Consider the following 23,266-nt stretch of genomic DNA (forward strand, 5'->3'; position numbering starts at 1 on the left):
GCTTAAGCCTCGCGGTTTTGTCGGGGGTTGTAGCCCAGTGGGTGCGGTTGGTTGCGCTCTTTGGCCAATTCAATCTGGCGTTGGCGCTCACGGGCACCGGCGCGGGTTTTCTCCGGTAACGAATCCCAGCAATGCGGGCAGCTGACGCCAGGGGTATAGAACTCAGACTGACGATCTGCCACCGAAACCGGCGTGCGGCAGGCGTGGCACTGGTCGTAGTCACCTTCGCTGAGGTCATGGCGCACGGTCACCCGGTTGTCGAAGACAAAGCAGTCGCCCTGCCATTTGCTCTGATCCTGCGGCACTTCTTCGAGGTACTTGAGGATGCCGCCCTTGAGGTGAAACACCTCCTCAAAACCCTCGCCGAGCATATAGCTGGAAGCCTTCTCGCAACGGATGCCGCCGGTACAGAACATCGCTACTTTTTTGTGCTTGGCCGGGTCGAAGTGCGCCTTGATGTACTCGGGAAACTCGCGGAACGACTTGGTTTTCGGGTCTACCGCACCTTCAAAGGTGCCAATCGACACTTCATAATCGTTGCGGGTATCGATCAGCAGCACCTCAGGGTCACTGATCAGCGCGTTCCAGTCCTTGGGCTCAACATAGGTGCCGACTTTCTGGTTCGGGTCGACGCCGGGCACACCCAGGGTGACGATTTCTTTCTTCAGCTTGACCTTGGTGCGATAGAACGGCTGCTCGTCGCAGTAGGATTCCTTGTGGTCGATATCGGCCAGACGCGGGTCCAGGCCAAACCAGGCCATCAGGCCATCGATAGCAGCGCGCGAGCCGGAGACGGTGCCATTGATGCCCTCCTCGGCCAGCAGCAAGGTGCCTTTCACGCCGTTATCCAGCATGCATTGCAGTAGCGGCTCACGCAGATCATGGAAGTCAGGCAGGGAAACGAATTTATACAGCGCGGCGACAACGATCTTGTCGGTCATATGCATGTCCTTCAGTAGTCGCCCACGTAAAGGGCGGACCGGGATACAAACGTGACCAGCAGCGGCTTTGCCAGGCTGGAGGACCACAAAAAATTGCCGGGAGCAATTTTTGACGTCGCTCGCGACGGCCCCGCAGGGGTGGCCGCCATGGATGGCTGGTCACAAACAAAACCGCCGGCGCTAGGCCGGCGGGGTGTGCAGTTTACTGTCCTTGAGGGGAACCGTGTAGAGGCGAATTGCCTCAGAACCTGTTTAAGATCTGCTGCGCGTCGACCCTGCTGCGTTAAAAGCAGGCTCGGATGCTCATGTACAACTCGTACACTGCGCGTCCTCGCCTGCTTTTGCCTTACGGGGCTCTAGCTCGCGAGATCGCAAGCAGGTTCTCAGTGGCCGCCCTTGCAGGTCGGCGAAGCCGGAGCCACGCCCTGTTGCGCCCATTCATCCGGGGTGTAGGTGTGCAGCGCCAGGGCATGGATCTGCCCCATCAACTCGCCTACGGCGGCATAGGCCTTCTGGTGGCGCTTGACCGCATTCAGGCCGGCGAACTGTTCGCTGACGATCACCGCTTTATAGTGGGTTTCCAGCCCTCGGCTGTGCATGTGGCTTTCATCCAGCACATCAAGGTGCTGGGTTTGCAGACTCGCCAGGGCGGTCCGCAACAGATCGATCTTGGCCATCGCGTCTGTCACTCAGGGCTTATTCGGGGTCAGCTTGGCAGTCATCTCTGCCAGCAACTGGTTGACCTTGGGCACTGCCGCTTCCAGCTTGCCCTGAGTCAGTTGTGCCGATTGCGCGGTGAGCGTCGGCATCTTTTCGAGAACCTTCTTACCCAGCGGCGACTCGTAGAAACGAATCAGCTCTTTCATTTCCTGTTCGTTGAAGTTGCTGGTGTAGAGCTTGACCATGTCCGGCTTGAGCTTGTCCCAACCCACAGCCTGCTCCAGGGCCGTGTTGGCCTGGGCCTGATAGGTTTCCAGCACCGCCTTCTCGCTTTGCGGCGCATTACTCTCGGCAAAACGCTGGGCAAACATCTGCTGCACCTGGGCATACACCGGCACAGCGAGCTTGTCGGCACGAGCCAGTATCAGAAAACGCTCGGCATCAGCAGCATGGCTCTTGGCATCGGCGAGCACCTGAGCACTACCGCACGTCAGTATTAGGGCAGCGCAAAAGGCAGGTAAACGTGACATGTACTACTCCTGAACAGAGAAAGAGTCGTGTTTGACTCAGTTGGTGGCATTTTGTGCCCAAGCACGGTTGCGACTCAAGCGTGCACAGCGCGCTCGCTAAATCGCGCTACAACTGTGCACTGGCGCACAGCCTGCTTAAAGGTCAAAATGCCAGCAATTGCCGAGCAGAAGCGTGCCTGTGCATGCTCATGGCATTACACATTTCTGTTTAAGTGTGCCGACGCACGAACTGCGCGGCCCTCGCACACACATGGACGTGCTGATGAACAGTTTCACCCATCCTGATCCTTTTGCTGCTATCGCCCTGTGCGACAGTCACGGTCAGCTCAACCCCCAGGCCGTCGGCTGGTCGCCCAGACCCATGGTCGATTGCGCCATCCCCGGTCACTTCGGTCGACGCAAGCGCTGGAACCACTGGTGCATCACCACCCCGCAATGGATGCTCTCCTTCACCCAGGCCGATCTCGACTACCTGGGCTACGCGGCCGCCTACTTCCTTGATCTGCAAAGCGGCCAATCCGTCGCCTACAACCAGTACCGCCTGTTCGCTCGCGGCTGCAACCTGCCAGATCAGCCACAGGCCAGTCACGAATTCAATCACCCGCGCCTGCAACTGCGCGTGTCAGAGCACACCGGTCGCACCCGCATCACCATCAGCGCCCCGGACATTGGCGGCCAGCCGTTACAGGTAGCTTTGGACATTCAGCGCCCGGCGCACCTGGATTCGGTCAACCTGGTCGCACCGCTCGGCCCACAGAGTTTCCATGCCACCAGCCGCCAATTGGGCCTACCCTGCAGCGGCAGCGTGCAACTGGGCAAACAACAATACAGCTGCGTGGCCGGGCAAAGCTTTGCCTCACTGGATTTCGGCCGAGGCGTCTGGCCGCTCAACAGCCACTGGACCCGCGCGGCTTTTGCAGCTCCAGGTGGCATTGCCGGCAACTTCGGCGCTGGCTGGACCGATTGTAGCGGCCTCTCCGAAAACACCCTGTGGTTTGGCGGCGAGCTACAACACCTGGACAGCCCCATCACCATCACCCAGGCACCGCATAATCCGCTGGCGCCCTGGCAACTGCGCAGCCCGGATGATGCCGTGCAATTGACCTTCACCCCGCGCCAGCGTCACCGTGCCTACCGCCGGCTTGGGCCGTTCTTTGCAGACACGCAGCAGTGGTTCGGGCATTTCGATGGGGTTTTGCGTGGCCCGGAAGGTGAACGCGTACCGGTCAACAACGCCCTCGGCTGGCTCGGTGAAACCCACGCGCGTTGGTAGTTACGCCTCAAGTTGAACCTCTGCCGCCCTATCGCGACCTAAGCTCACATACGCCCAGGTGAGTTACTGCTTGCCTGGTATGCCATCTGCTGCGCCCGCAGCTATCAGGAGAGCCGCCATGAGCCGCATTGAGACCGACAGCCTGGGCCCGATCGACGTCCCTGATGACGCTTACTGGGGCGCCCAGACCCAGCGTTCCCTGATCAACTTCGCCATCGGCCAGGAACGTATGCCTTTGGCGGTGGTGCATGCCCTGGCGCTGATCAAGAAAGCCGCCGCGCGGGTCAATCAACGTATCGGAGCGCTGCCACCCGATCTGGCCCGGCTGATCGAGCAAGCCGCCAACGAGGTGCTGGCTGGTCAGCATGACGAGCAGTTTCCCCTAGTGGTGTGGCAAACCGGCAGCGGCACGCAAAGCAACATGAACGTCAACGAAGTGATTGCCGGACGGGCCAATGAACTGGCAGGCAATGGCCGTGGCGGCAAGACGCCGGTGCACCCCAACGACCATGTCAATCGCGCGCAAAGCTCCAACGACAGCTTCCCCACGGCCATGCACATCGCCACCGCGCAGGCCGTACACCAGCAGCTGCTGCCTGCCCTGCGCGAGCTACGTGAGGGGCTGCTGGAACAGGCCGAACGGCATGCGCGACTGGTCAAGACCGGGCGCACCCATATGATGGACGCCACACCAATGACCTTCGGCCAGGAGCTGTCGGCCTTTGTCGCCCAACTGGGTTATGCCGAACGCGCCATCCAGGCTGCACTGCCAGCCGTCTGCGAACTGGCACAAGGCGGTACAGCGGTAGGCACCGGGCTGAATTCACCGCTGGGCTTCGCCGAAGCCATGGCCGCCGAACTGGCTGCTCTGAGTGGCCTGCCGCTGGTCAGCGCACCGAACAAGTTTGCCGCACTGGCCGGCCACGAGCCACTGGTGGCGCTATCGGGCGCCTTGAAAACCCTGGCAGTGACACTTATGAAACTGGCTAACGATCTGCGTTTACTGGGCTCCGGCCCGCGCGCCGGCTTTGCCGAGGTGCGTTTGCCGGCCAATGAGCCAGGCAGTTCGATCATGCCGGGCAAGGTCAACCCCACTCAATGCGAGGCGCTGTCGATGCTGGCCTGCCAGGTGCTGGGTAACGACAGCACGATTGCCTTTGCCGCGAGCCAGGGCCACCTGCAGCTCAACGTGTTCAAGCCGGTGATCATTCATAACCTGTTGCAGTCGATACGCTTGCTCGCCGACGGCTGCCATAACTTCCAGCAGCACTGCGTCGCGGGCCTGCAGCCCGACGCGGCGAAAATGGCCGAACACCTGGAACGTGGCTTGATGCTGGTGACTGCGCTAAACCCGCATATCGGTTACGACAAGGCCGCGCAAATCGCCAAGCAGGCCTATCAGGATGGCACCACCCTACGCGAAGCGGCGCTGCAGCTGGGCTACCTGAGCAATGAACAATTCGACGCCTGGGTGCGTCCTGAAAATATGCTGGAGGCAGGTCAACATGAGTGAAGCGGCAAAAAGCGGTGCGACGCCTTTGGAGGGTGACGGCAAACGCATCCTGATGATCCTCGGCACGCCGAAAGGCAACAGCTTCTGCCATGCCCTCGGTGAAGCTTATGCCCAAGGGGCGCGCAGCAAGGGCCACGTCGTGCGCCAGTTGAAACTGGGTGAAATGAGCTTTGATCCGGTGCTGCGTGATGGCTACGAGCAGAGCCAACAACTTGAACCCGACCTGCTGGAGGCGCAGCGACAGATTCACTGGGCCGAGCACCTGGTATTCGTCTACCCAGTCTGGTGGGGTGGTATTCCTGCCCTGCTCAAGGGCTTCTTCGACCGCACCTTCCTGCCCGGCTTCGCCTTCAAATACCGCAATCGCTCGCAACTCTGGGACAAGCTGCTGAACGGACGCACGGCAGATCTGCTGGTGACCATGGACACCCCGCCCTGGTACTTCCGCTGGATCTACGGCGCGCCCGGGCACCGGCAGATGACTCGCACGATCCTCGGTTTCAGTGGCATCAAGACCCGCCGTCTGGCCGAATTCGCCCCCGTGCGCCCCTCCTCCGAAGAGCAACGCCAGAGCTGGCTAAAGCGTGCCGAAACGCTGGGCTTACGCGCCTGATGCTTGCTCAGTCGTCATGACTTAAACCTGTACAATCAAGCGCGCCTTGCGGGCGCGCCAGCCGGCCAACAGCGACGGCCCCAGTGCCGTCAGGGCCGAGCCCAACACCACCAGCACCGCACCGCCATAAGCCAGCCAGTTGATCTGCTCGGGGTGCACATGGTCTGGCCACCAGGTGGCGGCCAAGGCCACCGACGCGAAGGTCACCAACGGCGTAATCGCCAACGCAGCACTGACCCTTGATGCCTCCCAATGAGCCAACGCCTCGGCAAACGCGCCATACGCCACCAGGGTATTCAGGCAGCAGGCAAACAGCAGCCAGCCTTGCAGCGGGCTCAGCTCGAACGCCTGCTGCGGATGTGCCCAGGGTGTCAACAGCAGCGCGCAGGCTAGGTAGATCACCATCATCACCTGCAGTGAACTCCACACCGTCAGCAGCTGTTTCTGCGCCAAGCCATAAAAGGCCCAGACAAACGCCGCCAGCAGCACGATCAACACCCCGGTGGTGTAGGCCGTCAACGAGGTCAGTAGCTCATCCAGACGCTGATTGAAAAACAGCGCAAAACCGATCAGCAGCACCAGTAAACCCAGCCCCTGACCGAGGCTGAAGCGCTCACGGAAGATAAAGATACTGCTGATCAACAGCAGGATCGGCGCCACCTGAATCACCAGCTGTGTCGTGCCGGGACTGAGCAGATTGAGCCCCGCCAGGTAAAGCACATAGTTGGCAGTCAACCCGGCTATCGCCAGCAGCAACAGCCAGGCACCCTTCTTGCCCAATGGACGGAATGCCGGCAGACGCTTACTGGCCGCCAGGTAAGCGAGCAGGATGGAGCCGGAAACCAGCAGGCGATACCAAGTCACCGTGACCGGATCCATCACCTGCAGCACTTCCTTGAGCTTGATTGGCAACACGCCCCATAACACCGCCGTCAACAGTGCCAGGAACAACCCATACAGCCAGCGACCTGAAGAAATATGCATAACCGCCTCTAAACCTAGCGCTACACCCTCACCTGATACAGGTTGCAGCTGCAAACAGGCATTCTAGGCCGCTTCCCGGAACCAACACAGCCACAGCCAGGCAGCGCTATACCGTACAACTGTACTGATGGCCGCACAGCATCAAGTCAGCCTTATGGCGTCAAAAAATATGAAAACCGGAGAAACCACGCCGAATTTCGCTAAAAACGACCATTTGTCGTTAAATTCAGCAGCCAGAAAAACGCCGTTTAGACTGACTTTCAGCAGCTCATTTTGCGGGAGGTTCAACTATGTTCGGTCAACGCACTATCGATCACAGCCCTGGCACCCATTACCGCAGTGAACGCGTCAGCGCGGTCAACGGCCAGTACTTCTTCTCCACCCGTGAGGGTACGCTGGAAGGCCCCTATTTCAACCGAACGGATGCCGAACGCGAGATTGCCTTCTACATCCGCCGAATGATCCAGGCCAACGAAATCATCGAAAGCCGCGCCTTCTGAACGCAAAGACCAGCCATTAAAAAACCGCGACATGTCGCGGTTTTTTAATTTAGCGCGGGACGATTAGCGCACCGCTTCAAACAGCCCGGTTGCGCCCATGCCGCCCCCCACACACATGGTGACGATGCCATAACGCAGCTTGCGCCGTTGCAGCTCACGCACCAAGTGGCCGACCTGGCGCGAACCGGTCATGCCGAACGGGTGGCCGATGGAAATCGAACCGCCATTGACGTTGTACTTTTCGTTGTCGATTTCCAAGCGGTCGCGGGCATACAGGCACTGCGAAGCAAAGGCTTCGTTCAACTCCCACAGGTCGATATCGGCAACGCTCAGGCCTTTGGCCTTGAGCAGCTTGGGCACCGAGAACACCGGACCAATACCCATTTCATCCGGCTCACAGCCAGCGGCGACAAAACCCCGGAAGAAGGCCAGCGGCTTGAGGCCCAGTTCGATGGCTTTTTCCAGACTCATCACCAGGGTCATCGAGGCGCCGTCAGACAGCTGCGAAGCATTGCCAGCGGTGACCGAACCGTCGTCGGCAAACACCGGCTTGAGCGCCGCCAGGCTTTCCAGGGTGGTGTCGGCACGGTTGCAGTCGTCATGGCCGACCACGCCGTCAACGATGCGCTTCTCGCCCGTGGCCTTGTCTTCAACCTGATACTTGACGTTCATCGGCACGATTTCATCGTCAAACAAGCCTTCGGCCTGGGCCCGCGCGGTGCGCTGCTGGCTCTGCAGGGCATAAGCATCCTGGGCTTCGCGGCTGACGTTGTAACGACGCGCAACGATCTCTGCGGTCTGGCCCATGGGGTAGTAGATACCCGGCAGGTCTTTCTGCAGCACCGGGTTGAACAGGTTCTGCGTGTTCATGCTTTTCAGGGTCATGGTGATCGACTCGACGCCGCCCGCCACAATCACATCGCTGCAGCCCGATGCCACCTGGTTGGCAGCAATCGCAATGGCCTGCAGGCCCGAGGAGCAGAAACGGTTGAGGGTCATGCCCGCGACGTTGGTGCCCAGACCGGATAGCACAGCCACGTTGCGGCCAATGTTCATGCCCTGGGCACCTTCGTTGGAGCCAGCACCAACGATGCAGTCATCCACCAGCGCCGGGTCGATACCGGTGCGTGCCAGCAGGGCATTGACGCAATGGGCCGCCATGTCGTCTGGACGGGTCAGATTGAACTTGCCACGGAAGGACTTGGCCAAACCAGTCCGTACGCTGTCAACGATCACCACTTCACGCATGCCGCACCTCATTGCTATTGGGGTTGAAGATAGACCGAGAATAAAGCCAGATAATCTCTATCGGCGACAATCATTCATCAGCCGTATGCGCGACCATCCCGCGGCCCGTATTCAGTTTTTGGCAAATGCGGCCTCAAGCGCCTCATTGATGGTGCGCAAGACCTTGATCCGGGCAAAGCGCTTGTCATTGGCCTCCACCAGCGTCCAGGGGGCGATCTCGGTGCTGGTGCGGTCGACCATATCGCCCACCGCATCGCGGTACAGCGGCCACTTATCACGGTTGCGCCAGTCTTCTTCGGTGATCTTAAAGCGTTTAAAGGGGATTTGTTCGCGGGCCTTGAACCGCTCCAACTGGGTCTGCGGATCAATTGCCAGCCAGAACTTCACCAGCACCACGCCGGCTTCGCTAAGTTGCTCTTCAAAGTCATTGATCTCGCCATAAGCACGTAGCCAGTCGCCGGTGCTGCAAAAGCCCTCGACCCGCTCCACCAGCACCCGGCCATACCAGGAGCGGTCGAACACAGTGAACTTGCCGCGCGGTGGAATATGCCGCCAGAAGCGCCACAGGTAAGGCTGTGCGCGCTCTTCCTCGGTCGGTGCAGCAACCGGGACAATGCGGTACTGCCGAGGATCGAGCGCGCCGATCACCCGGCGAATCGCCCCACCCTTGCCTGCCGCGTCATTGCCTTCGAACACTGCAATCAGCGAGTGGCGGCGCATGCGCTTGTCGCGCATCAGACTGGACAAGCGTGCCTGCTCGATTACCAGTTGCTCGTTGTAGCTGTCCTTGTCCAATGCCTGGGTCATATCCAGGCTGTCGATCAGCCCACGTTCATCCAGGCTGGAAGTCAGCGGTGCAGCATGCGGATGGGGCACGGGGCGGGTCTTGGCCTTCAGCGCCGCCTGCAGGCCATCGAGCAGGATGCGACCGACCGTCAGGCTGCGGTAATACTCATCTACGCCCTCCACCACGTACCAAGGCGCGTAATCGCGGCTGGTGCGGCGCAGTACGCGCTCACCGACGCGCACAAACTTGTCGTAGGTCTTCGACTGCTGCCAGTCCAGCGGGCTGATCCGCCAGCTGTGAAGCGGGTCGTCGCGCAAGGCCTTGAGGCGCGCCTTCATCTGTTGCTTGGACAGGTGAAACCAGAACTTGAAGATCAGCGTGCCTTCATCGCAGAGCATGCGCTCCAGCCCCAGGGTGGTGTCGATGGCTTGGTCGAGCACAGCATTTTTGATCCGCCCATGCACCCGCCCCTGCAACATCTGGCTGTACCAGTTACCGAAGAAGATGCCGATGCGCCCCTTGGGTGGCAATTGCCGCCAGTAGCGCCAGGCCGGCGGCCGCGCCAGCTCTTCATCGGTCTGCTGATCAAAGGTGTTGACCTGAATCAGCCGCGCATCCATCCACTCATTGAGCAGCTTGACCGTCTCGCCCTTGCCGGCCCCTTCAATGCCATTGATCAGCACAAGTACGGCAAAACGCCCTTGCTGCTGCAATTCGTACTGTGCCTCCAGCAGCGCTTCACGCAGTGCTGGGGCCTCGGCCTCGTAGGTTTCTTTATCGATGCTGCGACCGATCTCGGCGGATTCGAACATGGGCCCACTCCCTGACAGTATGCGTGGAGCCTAGCGGATCAACAGGGGCTTTGGCCAAGCATTACAGGGCTCACTCAGCGCCGGGTGATCAGCCCTTGCCTGGCCACCCGCGTCAGCTGACGCACGGTTTCATCCAGTTGCGCAGCCGTTGGTGCCTGGATCACCGCCATATCGAAGTGGTTGCTGGCAAACCGCGCCAGCGACTCACCATCGTGGACGAAGTTGATCAGAAAGGTTCGCGGCCCCGCCCAGCGTTTGGGCCAACCATCGAGGTAGCGCAGCAGGGTCGGCTGGTGGTTGCCGCCAAGCAGGATTTTTGGGTTGCGCAGAGTCAGCCCGGATGTGATCGGGGCCAGGCGAATAAGCGGTTGGGGACAGTGCATCGATATGTCTCCGCCTCATTGAGTCCGCTGGGCAGCGGTGAGAGGCGACACCGAACCAGCGCTTTAGCGGAATTTCAAAGCCTCCGAAGAGTGCTTCTCAGGGCGCTGCAATCAGCAGGTAACCCGGCGCCCCGCAAGTAGCTGTTTAAATCGGCGCATGGGTTGGCATCCTAGAGAAGCACGCGTAAAACTTCAAGGCAGCGACGCGCCCAACCACCACCCCAACCTTTGATTGGCCACACCGATAAACCGCCTGCCTGAGACTGAATAAGCAGGTGTAGCGCGATGTCTCAACCTGGCATTTGAGGCCTGCCAGCAAGGCGTTGCCGTTTCAGCCCGTAACAACCGCCCAGCAGATTGCTGACGGCAGGCGCGCAACCGATCAGGCGCAAGGCCCGTGGCAGAGCCTTGCCCGTGCTTTGTGCGAGCCTGGCATGCTTTCTGCCATTGCCTTGGGGCTGAAGTACGCGCCACGGGATGGGCGTTTTGGCTGCATGGACTGCCTTGAACTGCCCGATAAACCCTAGCGAGAGCACCAATGAACAACAATAAAACCCTGCTCGCCCTCTGCCTGGGCGCCGGCTTGCTGGCCTCTGGCAACACCCACGCCTTCTGGTTCGGCTCCTCTGGCTACACCCAAACCAAGTACCCAGTGGTACTGGCCCACGGTATGCTCGGCTTCGACAGCATCCTGGGCGTCGACTACTGGTACGGCATCCCTGCTGCACTGCGCCGCGACGGCGCCAGTGTGTATGTCACCGAAGTCAGCCAACTGAATACCTCGGAAGCCCGCGGCGAAGAGCTGCTGGCCCAAGTGGAAGAGATCGTCGCCATCAGTGGTAAGCCCAAGGTCAACCTGATCGGCCACAGCCATGGTGGCCCGACCATCCGTTACGTTGCGGCCGTCAAACCGAGCCTGATTGCCTCGGCCACCAGCGTCGGCGCACCGCACAAGGGCTCGGCTACAGCCGATTTTATCCGCCAGGTGCCACCAGGCTCGGCCGGTGAAACCCTGCTGGCCGGCATCGTCAACGGCCTCGGCACGCTGATCAACTTCCTCTCCGGCAGCTCCAGCACCAGCCCGCAAAACGCCCTCGGCTCCCTGGAGTCGCTCAACAGCCAAGGCGCGGCGCGCTTCAATGCCAAATTCCCGCAGGGCATTCCCACCACCGCCTGCGGTGAAGGGGCCTACAGTGTGAATGGCGTGCGCTACTACTCCTGGAGCGGCACCAGCCCGGTGACCAATATCATCGACCCCAGCGACCTGCTGCTCGGCGCCACTGCCCTGACCTTCAAGGGTGAAGCCAACGACGGCCTGGTCGGCCGCTGCAGCTCACGCATGGGCAAAGTGATCCGCGATAACTACCGGATGAACCACCTTGATGAAGTCAACCAGACCCTTGGGCTGACCAGCCTGTTCGAAACCGACCCGGTCACGGTCTATCGCCAGCACGCCAACCGCCTGAAAAACGACGGTTTGTAATGAAATAACCAGGGGCTGCTTGCAGCCCCTGGTTCATCTGCGCAACACCCCGCTTGCCATTACCTGAAGACTGCCCGTGAAAAAACTTTTGTTGCTGTCCCCACTGCTGTTCGCCGGCGGCCTGGCTCTGGCGCTGTACCTGCAACCTACGGATATCGCCACGCCACTCAACGACAATCCCAGCGTCGTCACACAACCGCTGCAAACACCCAGCACTGCAATTCAGGCCACTGCAAGCAAGGCCATTGAACCGCTCAAAAGCCTGCCCGCCTCCTTCAGTGGCACCAGCGTAGACGGCATTTTTCGTCTGGATGCTGACGGCAACCTGCTGATCAGCGAAGACATCAGGCGGATCTTCGATTACTTCCTCGCCGCCGTCGGCGAAGAACCGCTGCGCGCCAGCGTGGAGCGGCTGCGTGCCTATATCGCCGCACAACTGCCGGCCAATGCCCGCGAACAGGCGCTGGTTCTGCTCAATCAATACCTCGATTACAAACGCGAGCTGGTCCTGCTCGAACGTGACCTGCCGCAGATGGCCAACCTGGATGCCCTGCGCCAACGCGAGGCGGCGGTACAGGCCCTGCGCGCGCGGATCTTCGACAGTGAAACGCAACAAGCGTTTTTCGCCCGCGAAGAGGCCTATAACCAGTTCACCCTACAACGCCTGGCTATCCTGCACGACAGCCAGCTGGATGATGCCGGCAAGGCTGCCGCCGTCGACCAGCTGCGCAACAGTCTGCCCGCCGAGATGCAGGATGCCGTGTTACCGCAACTGCAGAACGAGCTGCGCCAGCAGACCGCGCAATTGCAGGCGTCCGGCGCCAAACCGGAGCAGATCCGCCAACTGCGCCAGCAACTGGTCGGCGCTGAAGCCACCCAACGCCTGGAAGTACTGGATCAACAGCGGCAGACTTGGAAGAAACGTATCGCCCAGTACCGCATCGACAAAGCTGCAATCGAGAACAACACCGGCATGAGTGCCAGTGACAAGCGCGTGGCGATTACCCAGCTGGCCACGGAAAACTTCGATGAACGTGAACGCCTGCGTCTGGAAGCCGCCGAGCAGTTGGCGGCGCAGGAAAAACCGCAGCCCTGAAATGTCAAAAAGCCCACCGAAGTGGGCTTTTTGCTGACTGCATCGTGGCTATGTCAGCCGGCGATACGCTTATCCAGCGACAGCTTGCCAGCACCTTCAATCAGGATCGCTACGCTGATCGCCAAGAGTGCCAGGGCAAACTCATAACCGTTGTTGCTCATAAAGAAGCCGTTGGCCAGGTGCACCGTGACAATTGCCACCACCATGGTCACCGCCAGGACTGCCGCCGCCGGACGTGCCAGCAGGCCGATGATCAGGGCAATACCACCAAAGAACTCGGCACTACCGGCCATCAGCGCCAGCAGATAACCCGGTGCCAGGCCGATGCTTTCCATCCACTGGCCAACGCCTTCCAGGCCGTAACCACCAAACCAGCCGAACAGCTTTTGTGCACCGTGAGCGGCAAAGGTGATGCCGGCGATGATGCGCAGGACGGTCAGGCCGTAGCCTGCTTGAGTTGCAACAACAGATTTGATCAGAGCGTTCATGTGCAGCAGTCCTTGTTGTGGGGAGTTGATGGCGTGAAGACTAAACCAATTAACCAATATTAAAAGCCGATAAAATCGCTATAAAATATCGAATAAACCAATAGATCAGCACTCTCAACCTGCGCGCTAAGGCTCCAACAGATAGCGTTCACGGTCATAAGCAAGGTAGTACTTATTCACGCTATTCACATAGCTGACCACGCCCATGCCCATCTGCTCCATCGCCACCCGCTCCACCTGAAAGAACCACTGATTGGGGTTCAGGCCACGCCGGCGCGCTTCCGCTCGCAAGCCCTGTACCCGTTGCGGGCCCAGGTTATAGCCGGCCAGGATAAAAGCCATGCGCTCACGCTCATTGAGCTGCGGGCTGTTGAAGTAGTTGCGGCGAATCATCGCCAGGTACTTGGCGCTGGCCTGCACGTTGTTATCCAGCACGGCTATGTTGCTTACGCCCACACTGCGCGCCGCCGCCGGGGTGATCTGCATCAGCCCCGTGGCGCCACTGGCACCGCGGGCCGCCGGATTGAGGGTGGATTCCTTGAAGGCCAGTGCGGCCAGTGCCAACCAATCAAAATCATGCTGGGCGGCGTAGCGCTGCAGGACTGGGCGGACTTTCTCCAGACGCTGACGCTCAGTGCGCCCAAGCGGGTAATGCACCTTGTACAGGCGCCGATACACCCGCTGGAACACGGCATCCAGATCTGCCGGGTCGTTATAGCCCTTGAGGAAGCGGTCGATGCTGGCGCCAAGCATCGGCGTATCACGCCGCACATACCAACGCATGTCGCCGTCCTTGGACAATTGCAGATGGCGATCCAGGCGCAGCTTGGGCATCACCTTGGCCCAGCGCTCGGCAATCGGCTGCTCGACGGCAGTCACACTGAAGATCCCGGCCTGGACCATCTCCAGCACATCTTCAACGGCCAGGGTCGGATCGACCCATTCGATGATGATCGGCGAGCGCTTGCTGTCGATCAGTCTCTGATTAAGCTGGCGAATCGCCTCGCCAGCCACGCTGCCGGCGGGCAGTGCCAGGCTGCGCCCGGAAAGTTGCTCAAGGTTTTGGTAACGTCGATTGCCCTGACGGGCAACGATGATCAGCGGCACATCCTGGCGAATTGCCGCACTGGCGCTGAGCTTGCTGCCACGCGGCATGTTAAGGAGTTCACCGGGCGCGACCAGATCGCCTTCACCACGCTGCAAAGCGGCCAGTAACTGGTCCTTGGCCCGTGGAATCAGTTTCAGCTTGAGGCTGCGGGCATCGCGCGAATTGCGATTGAGATACTGCTCAAAAGCTCGCAGGCGGTGGTATTCGACGCCGATACTCTGACCTTTGACTTCACCCGAGCTGTTACGGCTCTGATTGACCAGCACGCGCAACTCACCACTGCTGCGAATGCTTGCCAGGTCACGGGCGGCCTTGGGTTGCTCGACTTCCAGCGGGCCAGCCACACGCGCCACCGCTGTGCACGATAGCAGCAATAGGCAGCAGGTGAGCAGCACTCGCAGCATCAAGGCTCCAGGGCATAAATGGCCAACAGATCAATCCAGCAAACCCAGACAAATCTGCCAGGCGGCATACAACTGACCGCTCGCGCGGGGCGCGGAGGTTCGCACAGCCCGCCCAGGGACGCCAGCCAGTTATTACACACAACATCACGAATACGATCTAACTATATGTATTAGCTAGATTTTTAAATCGATAAAAAAGCTCTGCTATGCTGCCCGGTCAATCCAACAGGTAGCACCATGCAACTCATCGACATCGGCGTCAATCTGACCCACCCAAGCTTTGCCGAACAACGCGAAGCACTCCTCACCCGTGCCTATGCGGCAGGCGTGCAGCAGATGCTGCTGACCGGCACCAGCCTCGACGAAAGCCGTCATGCCCTGGCGCTGTGCCGGCAGTTGGATGACGGCGGCACACATTTGTTCAGTACCGCCGGCATCCACCCTCACGACGCCAGCAGCTGGAACAGTGACAGCTATGCCGAACTCAAGGCCCTGCTGGGTGACGCCCGAGTCCGCGCCGTCGGTGAATGTGGCCTGGACTTCAACCGTGACTTTTCCCCCAGACCACAGCAGGAACAAGTACTGGAACAGCAACTGGCCCTGGCCGTTGAGTTGCAGCTACCGGTGTTCCTGCATGAGCGCGATGCCGACGAGCGCCTGCTGGCAATCCTGCGCCACTACCGGGATCAGCTGCCAGCTGCCGTGGTGCACTGTTTTACCGGGGAGAAGCGTGCGCTGTTCAGCTACCTGGATCTGGACCTGCATATCGGCATCACCGGCTGGATCTGCGATGAGCGGCGCGGTAGCCACCTGCATCCGCTGGTCAGGGAAATTCCGCGCGGCCGCCTGATGCTGGAAAGTGATGCGCCCTTCCTGCTGCCACGCAGCCTGCGCCCAAAACCGAAGAACGGCCGCAACGAGCCGGCCTTTCTCCTGGAAGTGCTGCGCGAGGTGGCCCTGCACCGTGGGGAAACCGAGCAGATACTGGCGGCCCACACCAGCGCGGCGGCACAGGCTTTCTTCAACCTGCCCCACCTGGAGAGTGCTCAATAATTGGCCTGACTCAAAGCATATTGATGAGGATCAATGCACTGGGTTGGCGTTGCTTGATACTGATGGCACTTTGCCTAAGGCTTTGCCGCCTTGTGCCTAAACCTGAAGCACTTTGCGCCGATAACAGGCTTATCGACACGCCTCGATAAGCCCAAGCCAACCTGCAATGGCCACTAACCTCCACAAGGAAGAGATGTGCATGAGTCACTGGATTAGCGATCTTTCCCTGAAGTACAAATTCTGGGCCGTCAACGCCGTAGCCTTCTTCACCACCCTGCTGCTGGTGCTCTACGCCATCAATCTGGAGCATCAGGCCCGTCATGACGCGGCCAAACTCGCCGCCCAGCAGCAGGCCCGCCTGCTCAGCCAATGGCCGACAGAGCAGGCCTTGCCCAGTGGTGACAACCTGCTGAGTTTTACCAACGGGCAGACCCCACGTCTGCCGGATAACCAGGGCAGCGCTTTGGCCAATGCCCGTGGTTGGATCGAACTCAATGGCAGCGGTGGGCTGATCGGCGCCGAGGTGATCACCCGCCAAGATGGTCAGCGCCTAGCCGTCACCGCCAAGGCGCCCAGTCAGATGGAGGTGTTCTTTGACCGCGCGCCCAGCTATGCGCTGGTGGTCGCCCTGTTGATGCTGCTGCTTCTGGCCGCCTCGCAGTTGCTGATCCGTTTCCTGTTAAGCCACCTCAACACCCTCAAGGACGTGATGCTGCAGGTGGAGAAAAGTGGCGACCTGAGCGCTCGCGTGCCCCTCGACAGCCGCGATGAAGTGGGCCAGATGGCCAGCGCCTTCAATGCCATGCAAGCCGGTTACCAGCGTATCGTCAGCATCGTCGCGCAATCGGCCGCGCAGCTGGATGAAGGTGCCGAGCGCATGGCCGGCAGCATGCGTGAGGTGCGCCAGGGCATGCTCGATCAGCAGAGTGAAACCGAACAAGCGGCCACCGCGATCAACGAGATGTCCGCCACGGTGCACCATATTGCCGAACACACTGCCGATACCCGCGACCAGTCGAAGAATGCCGAGCAACTGGCCCGCAGCGGCCAGCAGGTGGTCAACCGCGTAGCGCTGTCGATTTCCGGACTGTCCAGTGGCGTACAGCAGACCGCGCAGATGATCGAACAACTGGCCGCCGACAGCCAGAAAATCGGCGGTGTGGTCAGCGAGATTCACGGGATTGCCGAACAGACCAACCTGCTCGCCCTCAACGCGGCGATTGAAGCCGCCCGCGCCGGTGAAATGGGCCGAGGTTTTGCCGTAGTGGCTGACGAAGTGCGCAACCTGGCCAAGCGCGTACAGGACTCAACCGACCTCATCACCCAGATGATCAATACCCTGCAAAGTGGCACCCGTGATGCCGTGGACTTTATGCAGGACAGTTCGATCAAGGCGGATGAATGCGTCAAGCAGGCCGATGAAGCCGGTCAGGCGCTGGTCGCCATCACCGAATCCGTGGCGCATATGCGCGAAAGCAACACCCAGATTGCCGTAGCGGCCGAACAGCAAAGCCAAGTGGCTGAAGAAATGAATCGCGCCGTGATCCGCATCCGCGATGTCACCGAGCAGACCGTCGGGCAAACCGGCGAATCGGCGCTGACCAGCGCCAACCTGGCCAGCCTGGCCGGCGAACTGAACAAGGCCATCCGCCAACTCAAGCTTTAGCGGGCCAAAAGGTTATGCCGTTGCCACGGCAACGGCAGCAACCAGCGTTTAACCAAACACGGCTACCGTCTGCCGACTGATCGCCAGCAGCTCACCGCTGGCTGTCCACATCGCCGCTGCCACATGACCGTAGCCATCACGCGCATGCTCGATATGCGCGCGATACAGGCACCAGTCCTGCGTCGTCAGTGCAGTCATAGGCTGGACGAACTCGATGGTCCAGGTCAGCGTGCTGCCCGGTGCCGGCGCATTCAGGTGCGGCAATACGGCGGGCGGCCAGGCATCGACCAGGGCCAGTAGATGGGCCTCATTGACCGCTTCGACCGTATCCTGATCACGCAAACGCACCCAACCGCCCATGTCCCGCGATGGATTGCCGCTGAACGGCATGCCACCGAAGGCCCAGCGCATGGCCAGGTAACGGGTGAACTCTGGGGTGACATTGGGGATATACGGCAGCTCCTGGCAGGCTTCCACTGACGTGGCCTGCGGGGCTGGCTCCGCCGCAACCGCGATGCGCGACTCACGCCCGGCACCGAAACTGCCCTGGACAATGGTCACCACCTGGCCATCCTGCACCGCACGGCCAAGCACCTGACTGACCGCCTTACCTTCGCGCAGCACTTCCACTTCAAAGCGCACCGGCATATCCGGCGCCGCCGGGCCAACAAACGTGATGGCCAGGGAACGCGGCGGTCGTCCACTCGGCACCTGGGCACGCATCGCTTCATACACCAGCGCGGCCACCAGCCCACCAAAACTGGCGCGGCCCTGCCCCCACTGCGCCGGGATCGACACGGCCAGTGGATTGTCACGCACAGCCTGAAGCAATTCAGAAAAACCCATAACCACCTCGCACACCCAAGATGTCGGTGATCTTAGGGCAAAGCCTGCAACCAATGGAACGATATTTCTGCCAAACTAACGACTTTTCTGCCAAATCATCTCGAAGAAGACACAAACTCTATAGTCAGAACCTGCAAGGTCTGGTCAGCCTGCTGTTCTGCCTGCTGCATGGCCGCCCGCCAGGCGGGCACACAGGGCAGCAGATCGCTCTCAGCCTCAGCCCGCAACAACCACTGCCAGTGATCATGCCAATCACCCAACGCCGACTGCGCCTGCTTGAGCGCAGCGGCAGACGACCCAGGCAGGCCGCTTAACTGCGGATACGCCTCAGTGGCGTAGCGCAGCCGCTTGACCAACAAACGCAGACGGTGGCGGTCATGGGCGGGATCAAGCAGGGCCTGGCTCAGCCGCTGACGGTCCTTGCGCAGGCGCTTGCTGATCAGCTTCTGCAGACTGCGCTGCTGCTCGTTGTCAGCCTCTTCCCGCCAGTGCTGCAGCCAGAGGTCAAGAGCGCTGAGCAACTGTTGCAGCGCCGCACTCTCCAGCAGTTGCGCATAGCCCTGCTGCAATAATGGCTGACGGGCCTGGGCGGCACTGCCAAGCCCTTGCTGGCGCAAATGGCCCTGCAGCACCTCAAGGTCACGCAGCGGGCCACTCAGGCGCCCCAGCTCTGCCGCCCGCTGCTGCAGGTCGGCACAGGCAGGAATCGCGGTGAGCGGCCTTAACAGGCTGCGCAGCTGGCGCAAGGCAATGCGCAGATCATGCAAGGCCTCACCGTCAGTACCTGCCAGCAAGCGCTCGCGGCAGGCAAACAGACGCACCTGAATGCGCAGCACATGCCCTTGGACCTTTTCGCTCAAGCCATGCATACATCACTCCTGTGAAATTGATCCCCAGCTTATGCGCAACCCCAGCGCCTACAAGTGGCCAATGGTCGCGTGTATTACCGCAGCAGACACGCGACCACCAAACAAGCCGGCACTAGGGCTCCAGACGGGTAAAACGCCAAGGCAAGGCCTTGCGCAGCATATTCAGGTGCATGCGCAATTGAGCCGGCGCCAGCGCCTGCCCGGCATAACGCTGCGCCTCGAACGCGGCGGCAAACGCAGCAATTGCCTGGGCCTGCTCGGGTAACTGCTGCGCAGCCCGCGCAGCATAATCGCGCGGCCCTTCGCCGGGCTTGCGTGGCACACCATGACGCGCCAGCAAGGTTTCGAAACGACGGAACAGCCGTTGCTGCACATCGCGCTCGCGCTGCCAGGGTTTGAACAGCCACAGCGCCAGCAAACCCAGCAATAGGCCACCGCCACCCACCAGGCCGAACACCAACGACTGAGCATCCACCCGGCCCAGCCAGCGTTGGAGAAACTCCAGCTGCTGCTGGCTCTGATAACCCAGCACCCAACGCTGCCAGCCGTAGTTGAGGTTGTCCCAGGCCAGGCGCAGTTCATTCAACCAGCTGAGGTTGCGATAACGCAGCGGCGAAAAAGGCGAGTCCTCAAGAAAGCTCTGCTCCCCAGCCAAAGCTTCCTCCAGGCCCATTTCCACCCGTTCAGGGGCCACCTGGAAGGTCGGATCAACACTGACCCAGCCTTGCCCCGCCTGCCAGTATTCGACCCAGGCATGGGCATCGAACTGGCGCACCTGCACATAGTTGCCCGCGGGGTTGTACTCGCCGCCCTGATAACCGGCCACCACCCGCGCCGGGATACCAGCGGCACGCAGCACATAGGTCATGGCCCCGGCATAGTGGGCGCAAAAGCCGCTACGGGTCTCGAACAGAAAATCATCGATATTGTTCACCCCTAAGGTTGGCGGGGTCAGGGTGTAGGCAAAGGGTTCACGATTGAAGTGGCGGAGCAGCGCCTGCACCAGCTGTTCGGGTTGTGCATGTTCACGTTTGAGCTGAGCGGCCCAGGCACGGCTGCGTGGTTCGCCCTGATCGGGCAACTGCAAGGCGCGGCGCAGGGCCTCCTGGGGCGGCTGCAACTCACGCTGCGCCTGCGGCCAGGAGGTGACCTGATAGATCAGCGAGCGATCCATTGGCTGACGGCGTTGCAGGCGAAAATCACTCATCTGCCGGGTCTGCTCCAGCGAGGTTTGCGCCACATCCAGGGCAAACAACCAGCGCTGTGAACTGGGCTGCATGACAATGCTGTAGCTCAGCGCCTCACCTTGCTTGAGCCACTGCGCGCCTGGAGCGAACTCGGCGTAGTCGGACTGTGACCAGCGCCGTCCATCGAAACGATCCAGAGTCAACGCACGCCAATACAGCTCACTGCGCGGCGGCGTTTGCCCCTCGAAACTGGCGCGAAAAGCCAGCGCTGCAGAGCGACTCAAATCGGCGATATCCGCCGGGGCCATGCTGTCCGACAGCCCAGTCGTGGCCTTGTCATTCGGCACCGGCAAGGACCACAGCGGCCCCATGCGCGGAAAGAACACAAACAACAGCAACATCACCGGTAGCGCCTGCAGGAGCATCCCACCGGCCAGGCGTGCGGTCGGCCAGGGTTGCTCGGCCAGGCTGCTCTGCTGCAAGCCGATCAGTGCGGCCAACAATGCCGTCACCGGCAACAGGCTGTAAAAAGCCATCAGCATGCTGTCATCGAACAGGTAGGCGGTGACCACCACAAAGAAGCCCAGAAACACCAGCACCAGCGCATCACGCCGCGTACGCATCTCCAGCAGTTTCAATACAAAAGCCGCAACCAACAGCACCACCCCGGCATCCAGGCCAATCAGGCTGCCACGGGAGAGAAACACCCCAACAGCTGCTGCCAGCATCAACCCGCTCTTGGCCCAGGCATTCGGGTAGCGCGCGCGCATGCGGAAAATCTGGATGCGCCAGGCGGCGCTGCCCAGCCACAGGCCGATAATCCACAGCGGTAAATGCGTCAGATGGGGGATGATCACCAGCACCTGCGCCACCAACAGCCACGTCAGGCTGATGCGCGGAATCGTGCTAAGCCGGCTCATGGCGCACGCCCGAACAGCGCCAGGGCGCGCAGGCAGGCATCGCGGTGCAGCTCACCACTGTCGGCGCCCAGCACCTGACCCGGCAGGCTCAGGGCAAACGGCTGCTGCCGCTCGGACAGCTGCAACACCCAATGGCAGAGCAGCGACAGGCGCGTTTCCACATCACCGGCCAAGGCATCGAAATCCAGGTACAGATCACGCCCGCTGATCGAGGCAAAATCCTTGACCAACAGGCCTTGGCCTCGGGAGTAGGCTTTCCAGTGCAAGCGGCGTTTGGAGTCGCCCGGCTGATAGGTCTTCAGCCCCTGATAGTCATCTACACCCTGGCCATGGGGCCGGCTGCCCTCCTCGTCCTGATCCTCACTGGCTCCGGCGGACAGCGGCAAATCACCCGGCAAAGGCCGTGGGTAGACCAGCACCTGCTGATCCAGATCGACCCAGCTCCAGGCCACCAGAATCCCCAGCGGGAAACGGCTCTCGACTCGCAGACGACCCGGCCGTAGCCAGCCGCGCTGCAGCGCCGGCAGGTTTAGCTGAGATTCGCTCACACCCTGCGCCGGCACATCCAGGGTCTGTAAATCGGCCGGTGGCCAGCCCAGACTGACGGCCTGATGGGGTCGCTGGCTGCTTTCCAGACGCACACGAAAACTGGCGGGCTCACCGACAAATACCGCCGGCGCAGTACCGGCCTTGAGGATCAGCCCAGCCAGGTTGCGGTAGGTATGCAGGATGGCCACGATAAACACCGAGGCGAGGAGGAAGGTCAGGCCATAGGCCAGGCTGTTCTGGTAGTTGATCGCCGCCAGCAGCATCAACAACAGCGCCAGCATAAAAGCCGCACCGACCCGACTGGGGATGATAAAAATTCGCCGCTGATTCAGCCGCACGCTGGCCGCAGCCGGAATCCGCCGGGCCAGCCAGCGGTTCCAGCGTGGTCGGAGCTGGGCGATCAAAGCGCTGGCACCTCACGCAGCAACCACTGCACCAGGCTACCGGCACCATGCCCGGCCGGGTCGGCGCGTTCACGCAGGCGATGGCCAACCACCGAGGGCAGCACGGCCTGCACATCTTCCGGAATCACATAATCACGCCCAGCGAGGAAAGCCCAGGCCCGCGCCGCCGCCAACAACGCCAGACTGGCCCGTGGTGACAAGCCCCAGGCGAATTGCGGCTGGGTACGGGTGGCATCGACCAGCCGCAGCACATAATCGATCAGCGCATCACTGGCACGCACCTTGGGGATTTCCGCCTGCACCAGGGCCAGTTCGCGGTGATCCAACAGCGCAGGCAGGGTCGGCAACAGCGAACGCCGCGAGTCACCGAGCAACAGGGATTTTTCCGCTGCCTTGCCGGGATAGCCCAGGGACAGGCGCATCAGAAAACGGTCAAGCTGCGACTCGGGCAACGCAAAGGTACCGCCCTGGCTCACCGGGTTCTGCGTGGCAATCACGAAGAAGGGTTCGGGCAGTGGCCGGGTCGCGCCCTCGATGGTCACCTGGCCCTCCTCCATGGCTTCGAGCAGCGCACTCTGGCTTTTCGGCGTAGCACGGTTGATCTCATCGGCCAGCACCAACTCGGCAAAGATCGGCCCCGGATGGAAGATGAACTGCCCGGTGTCCTTGTCGAACACCGAGGTGCCGAGGATGTCGCCGGGCAGCAGGTCGGAGGTGAACTGGATGCGCTGGAAGCTCAGGCCCAATACCTTGGCCAGGGCGTGGCTGAGGGTGGTTTTCCCCATGCCAGGCAAGTCCTCGATCAGCAGGTGGCCACGCGCCAACAGGCAGGTCATGGCCAGACGAACCTGCGCCTCCTTGCCCAGAACCACCTGATTGATCGAGTCCAGACAGGCATCTAATTTCGTGCGCATCGCTCACTCCTTATGCAAGTGGATCGATGCTACTG

General features: G+C 60.9%; 22 protein-coding genes. 8 read left to right on the top strand and 14 right to left on the bottom strand.

The window, feature by feature from the left end; genetic code table 11:
• Nucleotides 1–2: 2 nt before the first annotated feature.
• From IOD17_RS10440 to IOD17_RS10450, 3 genes are all read right to left on the bottom strand, one after another.
• Nucleotides 3–941, bottom strand: a complete 939-nt coding sequence (locus tag IOD17_RS10440) for a rhodanese-related sulfurtransferase (RefSeq protein ID WP_233685027.1) — start codon at nt 939–941, stop codon at nt 3–5.
• Nucleotides 942–1,324: 383 nt separating this feature from the next.
• Nucleotides 1,325–1,618: a BolA family protein gene (locus IOD17_RS10445; protein ID WP_233685028.1), complete on the bottom strand. Its 294-nt coding sequence runs from the start codon at nt 1,616–1,618 to the stop codon at nt 1,325–1,327.
• A gap of 12 nt (nt 1,619–1,630) precedes the next feature.
• Nucleotides 1,631–2,131, bottom strand: a complete 501-nt coding sequence (locus IOD17_RS10450; protein ID WP_233685029.1) for a DUF2059 domain-containing protein — start codon at nt 2,129–2,131, stop codon at nt 1,631–1,633.
• Nucleotides 2,132–2,393: 262 nt separating this feature from the next.
• Between IOD17_RS10450 and IOD17_RS10455 the strand changes: the two genes are divergently transcribed.
• From IOD17_RS10455 to IOD17_RS10465, 3 genes are all read left to right on the top strand, one after another.
• The gene (locus IOD17_RS10455) at nt 2,394–3,404 is read left to right on the top strand and encodes a DUF2804 domain-containing protein (protein ID WP_233685030.1); all 1,011 of its coding nucleotides are present in this window, start codon (nt 2,394–2,396) and stop codon (nt 3,402–3,404) included.
• Between the two features lie 118 nt (nt 3,405–3,522).
• Nucleotides 3,523–4,917, top strand: coding sequence for a class II fumarate hydratase (locus tag IOD17_RS10460; protein WP_233685031.1), 1,395 nt, complete (start codon nt 3,523–3,525; stop codon nt 4,915–4,917).
• Entirely contained in the window at nt 4,910–5,530 is a 621-nt protein-coding gene (locus IOD17_RS10465) for an NAD(P)H-dependent oxidoreductase (RefSeq protein ID WP_233685032.1), read from the top strand. The genes IOD17_RS10460 and IOD17_RS10465 overlap by 8 nt, the downstream gene beginning before the upstream one ends.
• 21 nt (nt 5,531–5,551) lie before the next feature.
• Here the strand turns inward: IOD17_RS10465 and IOD17_RS10470 are convergent, their stop codons facing one another.
• Nucleotides 5,552–6,514 carry a DMT family transporter gene (locus tag IOD17_RS10470; protein WP_233685033.1) on the bottom strand — a complete coding sequence of 321 codons (963 nt, stop codon included), beginning with the start codon at nt 6,512–6,514 and terminating at the stop codon, nt 5,552–5,554.
• Nucleotides 6,515–6,804: 290 nt separating this feature from the next.
• Between IOD17_RS10470 and IOD17_RS10475 the strand changes: the two genes are divergently transcribed.
• Nucleotides 6,805–7,014 carry a DUF6316 family protein gene (locus tag IOD17_RS10475; RefSeq protein ID WP_233685034.1) on the top strand — a complete coding sequence of 70 codons (210 nt, stop codon included), beginning with the start codon at nt 6,805–6,807 and terminating at the stop codon, nt 7,012–7,014.
• A 63-nt stretch (nt 7,015–7,077) separates the two neighbouring features.
• Here IOD17_RS10475 and IOD17_RS10480 read toward each other — a convergent pair whose 3' ends face one another.
• The 3 genes from IOD17_RS10480 to IOD17_RS10490 form a co-directional block, all read right to left on the bottom strand.
• Nucleotides 7,078–8,262, bottom strand: a complete 1,185-nt coding sequence (locus IOD17_RS10480) for a thiolase family protein (protein WP_233685035.1) — start codon at nt 8,260–8,262, stop codon at nt 7,078–7,080.
• Between the two features lie 111 nt (nt 8,263–8,373).
• Nucleotides 8,374–9,861 (bottom strand): polyphosphate:AMP phosphotransferase, encoded by a 1,488-nt coding sequence (gene pap / locus IOD17_RS10485; protein WP_233685036.1) that lies wholly within the window; start codon nt 9,859–9,861, stop codon nt 8,374–8,376.
• Between the two features lie 74 nt (nt 9,862–9,935).
• Nucleotides 9,936–10,244: a class I SAM-dependent methyltransferase gene (locus IOD17_RS10490; protein ID WP_233685037.1), complete on the bottom strand. Its 309-nt coding sequence runs from the start codon at nt 10,242–10,244 to the stop codon at nt 9,936–9,938.
• Nucleotides 10,245–10,782: 538 nt separating this feature from the next.
• Between IOD17_RS10490 and IOD17_RS10495 the strand changes: the two genes are divergently transcribed.
• Nucleotides 10,783–11,727: a triacylglycerol lipase gene (locus IOD17_RS10495; RefSeq protein ID WP_233685038.1), complete on the top strand. Its 945-nt coding sequence runs from the start codon at nt 10,783–10,785 to the stop codon at nt 11,725–11,727.
• 76 nt (nt 11,728–11,803) lie between these two features.
• Nucleotides 11,804–12,823 (top strand): lipase secretion chaperone, encoded by a 1,020-nt coding sequence (locus IOD17_RS10500; protein ID WP_233685039.1) that lies wholly within the window; start codon nt 11,804–11,806, stop codon nt 12,821–12,823.
• A 53-nt stretch (nt 12,824–12,876) separates the two neighbouring features.
• Here IOD17_RS10500 and IOD17_RS10505 read toward each other — a convergent pair whose 3' ends face one another.
• On the bottom strand, nt 12,877–13,311 hold the full coding sequence (locus tag IOD17_RS10505) for a DoxX family protein (RefSeq protein ID WP_233685040.1): 435 nt from the start codon (nt 13,309–13,311) through the stop codon (nt 12,877–12,879).
• A 126-nt stretch (nt 13,312–13,437) separates the two neighbouring features.
• Nucleotides 13,438–14,823 (bottom strand): transglycosylase SLT domain-containing protein, encoded by a 1,386-nt coding sequence (locus IOD17_RS10510; protein ID WP_233685041.1) that lies wholly within the window; start codon nt 14,821–14,823, stop codon nt 13,438–13,440.
• A 237-nt stretch (nt 14,824–15,060) separates the two neighbouring features.
• Here IOD17_RS10510 and IOD17_RS10515 point away from each other — a divergent pair, with 237 nt between their 5' ends.
• Both IOD17_RS10515 and IOD17_RS10520 read left to right on the top strand, forming a co-directional pair.
• The gene (locus tag IOD17_RS10515) at nt 15,061–15,876 is read left to right on the top strand and encodes a TatD family hydrolase (protein WP_233685042.1); all 816 of its coding nucleotides are present in this window, start codon (nt 15,061–15,063) and stop codon (nt 15,874–15,876) included.
• Nucleotides 15,877–16,075: 199 nt separating this feature from the next.
• Entirely contained in the window at nt 16,076–17,542 is a 1,467-nt protein-coding gene (locus tag IOD17_RS10520) for a methyl-accepting chemotaxis protein (protein WP_233685043.1), read from the top strand.
• A gap of 48 nt (nt 17,543–17,590) precedes the next feature.
• Here the strand turns inward: IOD17_RS10520 and IOD17_RS10525 are convergent, their stop codons facing one another.
• The 5 genes from IOD17_RS10525 to IOD17_RS10545 form a co-directional block, all read right to left on the bottom strand.
• Entirely contained in the window at nt 17,591–18,388 is a 798-nt protein-coding gene (locus tag IOD17_RS10525; RefSeq protein WP_233685044.1) for an acyl-CoA thioesterase, read from the bottom strand.
• A gap of 95 nt (nt 18,389–18,483) precedes the next feature.
• Entirely contained in the window at nt 18,484–19,257 is a 774-nt protein-coding gene (locus IOD17_RS10530; RefSeq protein ID WP_233685045.1) for a CHAD domain-containing protein, read from the bottom strand.
• A gap of 112 nt (nt 19,258–19,369) precedes the next feature.
• Nucleotides 19,370–21,364, bottom strand: a complete 1,995-nt coding sequence (locus IOD17_RS10535) for a transglutaminase TgpA family protein (RefSeq protein WP_233685046.1) — start codon at nt 21,362–21,364, stop codon at nt 19,370–19,372.
• On the bottom strand, nt 21,361–22,317 hold the full coding sequence (locus IOD17_RS10540; protein WP_233685047.1) for a DUF58 domain-containing protein: 957 nt from the start codon (nt 22,315–22,317) through the stop codon (nt 21,361–21,363). The genes IOD17_RS10535 and IOD17_RS10540 overlap by 4 nt, the downstream gene beginning before the upstream one ends.
• On the bottom strand, nt 22,314–23,231 hold the full coding sequence (locus tag IOD17_RS10545) for an AAA family ATPase (RefSeq protein WP_233685048.1): 918 nt from the start codon (nt 23,229–23,231) through the stop codon (nt 22,314–22,316). Before IOD17_RS10545 ends, IOD17_RS10540 begins: the two co-directional genes overlap by 4 nt.
• Nucleotides 23,232–23,266: the final 35 nt, after the last annotated feature.

The sequence above is a fragment of the Pseudomonas anguilliseptica genome (assembly GCF_021375795.1).
Lineage (GTDB): Bacteria > Pseudomonadota > Gammaproteobacteria > Pseudomonadales > Pseudomonadaceae > Aquipseudomonas > Aquipseudomonas anguilliseptica_A.

Excerpts from the sequence above, each read along its gene's own strand:
- IOD17_RS10450 (WP_233685029.1), bottom strand. The coding sequence starts at position 2,131 with ATGTCACGTTTACCTGCCTTTTGCGCTGCCCTAATACTGACGTGCGGT.
- IOD17_RS10455 (WP_233685030.1), top strand. The coding sequence starts at position 2,394 with ATGAACAGTTTCACCCATCCTGATCCTTTTGCTGCTATCGCCCTGTGC.
- IOD17_RS10535 (WP_233685046.1), bottom strand. The coding sequence starts at position 21,364 with ATGAGCCGGCTTAGCACGATTCCGCGCATCAGCCTGACGTGGCTGTTG.
- IOD17_RS10505 (WP_233685040.1), bottom strand. The coding sequence starts at position 13,311 with ATGAACGCTCTGATCAAATCTGTTGTTGCAACTCAAGCAGGCTACGGC.
- IOD17_RS10480 (WP_233685035.1), bottom strand. The coding sequence starts at position 8,262 with ATGCGTGAAGTGGTGATCGTTGACAGCGTACGGACTGGTTTGGCCAAG.
- IOD17_RS10495 (WP_233685038.1), top strand. The coding sequence starts at position 10,783 with ATGAACAACAATAAAACCCTGCTCGCCCTCTGCCTGGGCGCCGGCTTG.
- IOD17_RS10520 (WP_233685043.1), top strand. The coding sequence starts at position 16,076 with ATGAGTCACTGGATTAGCGATCTTTCCCTGAAGTACAAATTCTGGGCC.
- IOD17_RS10525 (WP_233685044.1), bottom strand. The coding sequence starts at position 18,388 with ATGGGTTTTTCTGAATTGCTTCAGGCTGTGCGTGACAATCCACTGGCC.
- IOD17_RS10465 (WP_233685032.1), top strand. The coding sequence starts at position 4,910 with ATGAGTGAAGCGGCAAAAAGCGGTGCGACGCCTTTGGAGGGTGACGGC.
- IOD17_RS10490 (WP_233685037.1), bottom strand. The coding sequence starts at position 10,244 with ATGCACTGTCCCCAACCGCTTATTCGCCTGGCCCCGATCACATCCGGG.
- IOD17_RS10470 (WP_233685033.1), bottom strand. The coding sequence starts at position 6,514 with ATGCATATTTCTTCAGGTCGCTGGCTGTATGGGTTGTTCCTGGCACTG.
- IOD17_RS10445 (WP_233685028.1), bottom strand. The coding sequence starts at position 1,618 with ATGGCCAAGATCGATCTGTTGCGGACCGCCCTGGCGAGTCTGCAAACC.
- IOD17_RS10475 (WP_233685034.1), top strand. The coding sequence starts at position 6,805 with ATGTTCGGTCAACGCACTATCGATCACAGCCCTGGCACCCATTACCGC.
- IOD17_RS10515 (WP_233685042.1), top strand. The coding sequence starts at position 15,061 with ATGCAACTCATCGACATCGGCGTCAATCTGACCCACCCAAGCTTTGCC.
- IOD17_RS10530 (WP_233685045.1), bottom strand. The coding sequence starts at position 19,257 with ATGCATGGCTTGAGCGAAAAGGTCCAAGGGCATGTGCTGCGCATTCAG.
- pap (WP_233685036.1), bottom strand. The coding sequence starts at position 9,861 with ATGTTCGAATCCGCCGAGATCGGTCGCAGCATCGATAAAGAAACCTAC.
- IOD17_RS10460 (WP_233685031.1), top strand. The coding sequence starts at position 3,523 with ATGAGCCGCATTGAGACCGACAGCCTGGGCCCGATCGACGTCCCTGAT.
- IOD17_RS10440 (WP_233685027.1), bottom strand. The coding sequence starts at position 941 with ATGACCGACAAGATCGTTGTCGCCGCGCTGTATAAATTCGTTTCCCTG.
- IOD17_RS10545 (WP_233685048.1), bottom strand. The coding sequence starts at position 23,231 with ATGCGCACGAAATTAGATGCCTGTCTGGACTCGATCAATCAGGTGGTT.
- IOD17_RS10510 (WP_233685041.1), bottom strand. The coding sequence starts at position 14,823 with ATGCTGCGAGTGCTGCTCACCTGCTGCCTATTGCTGCTATCGTGCACA.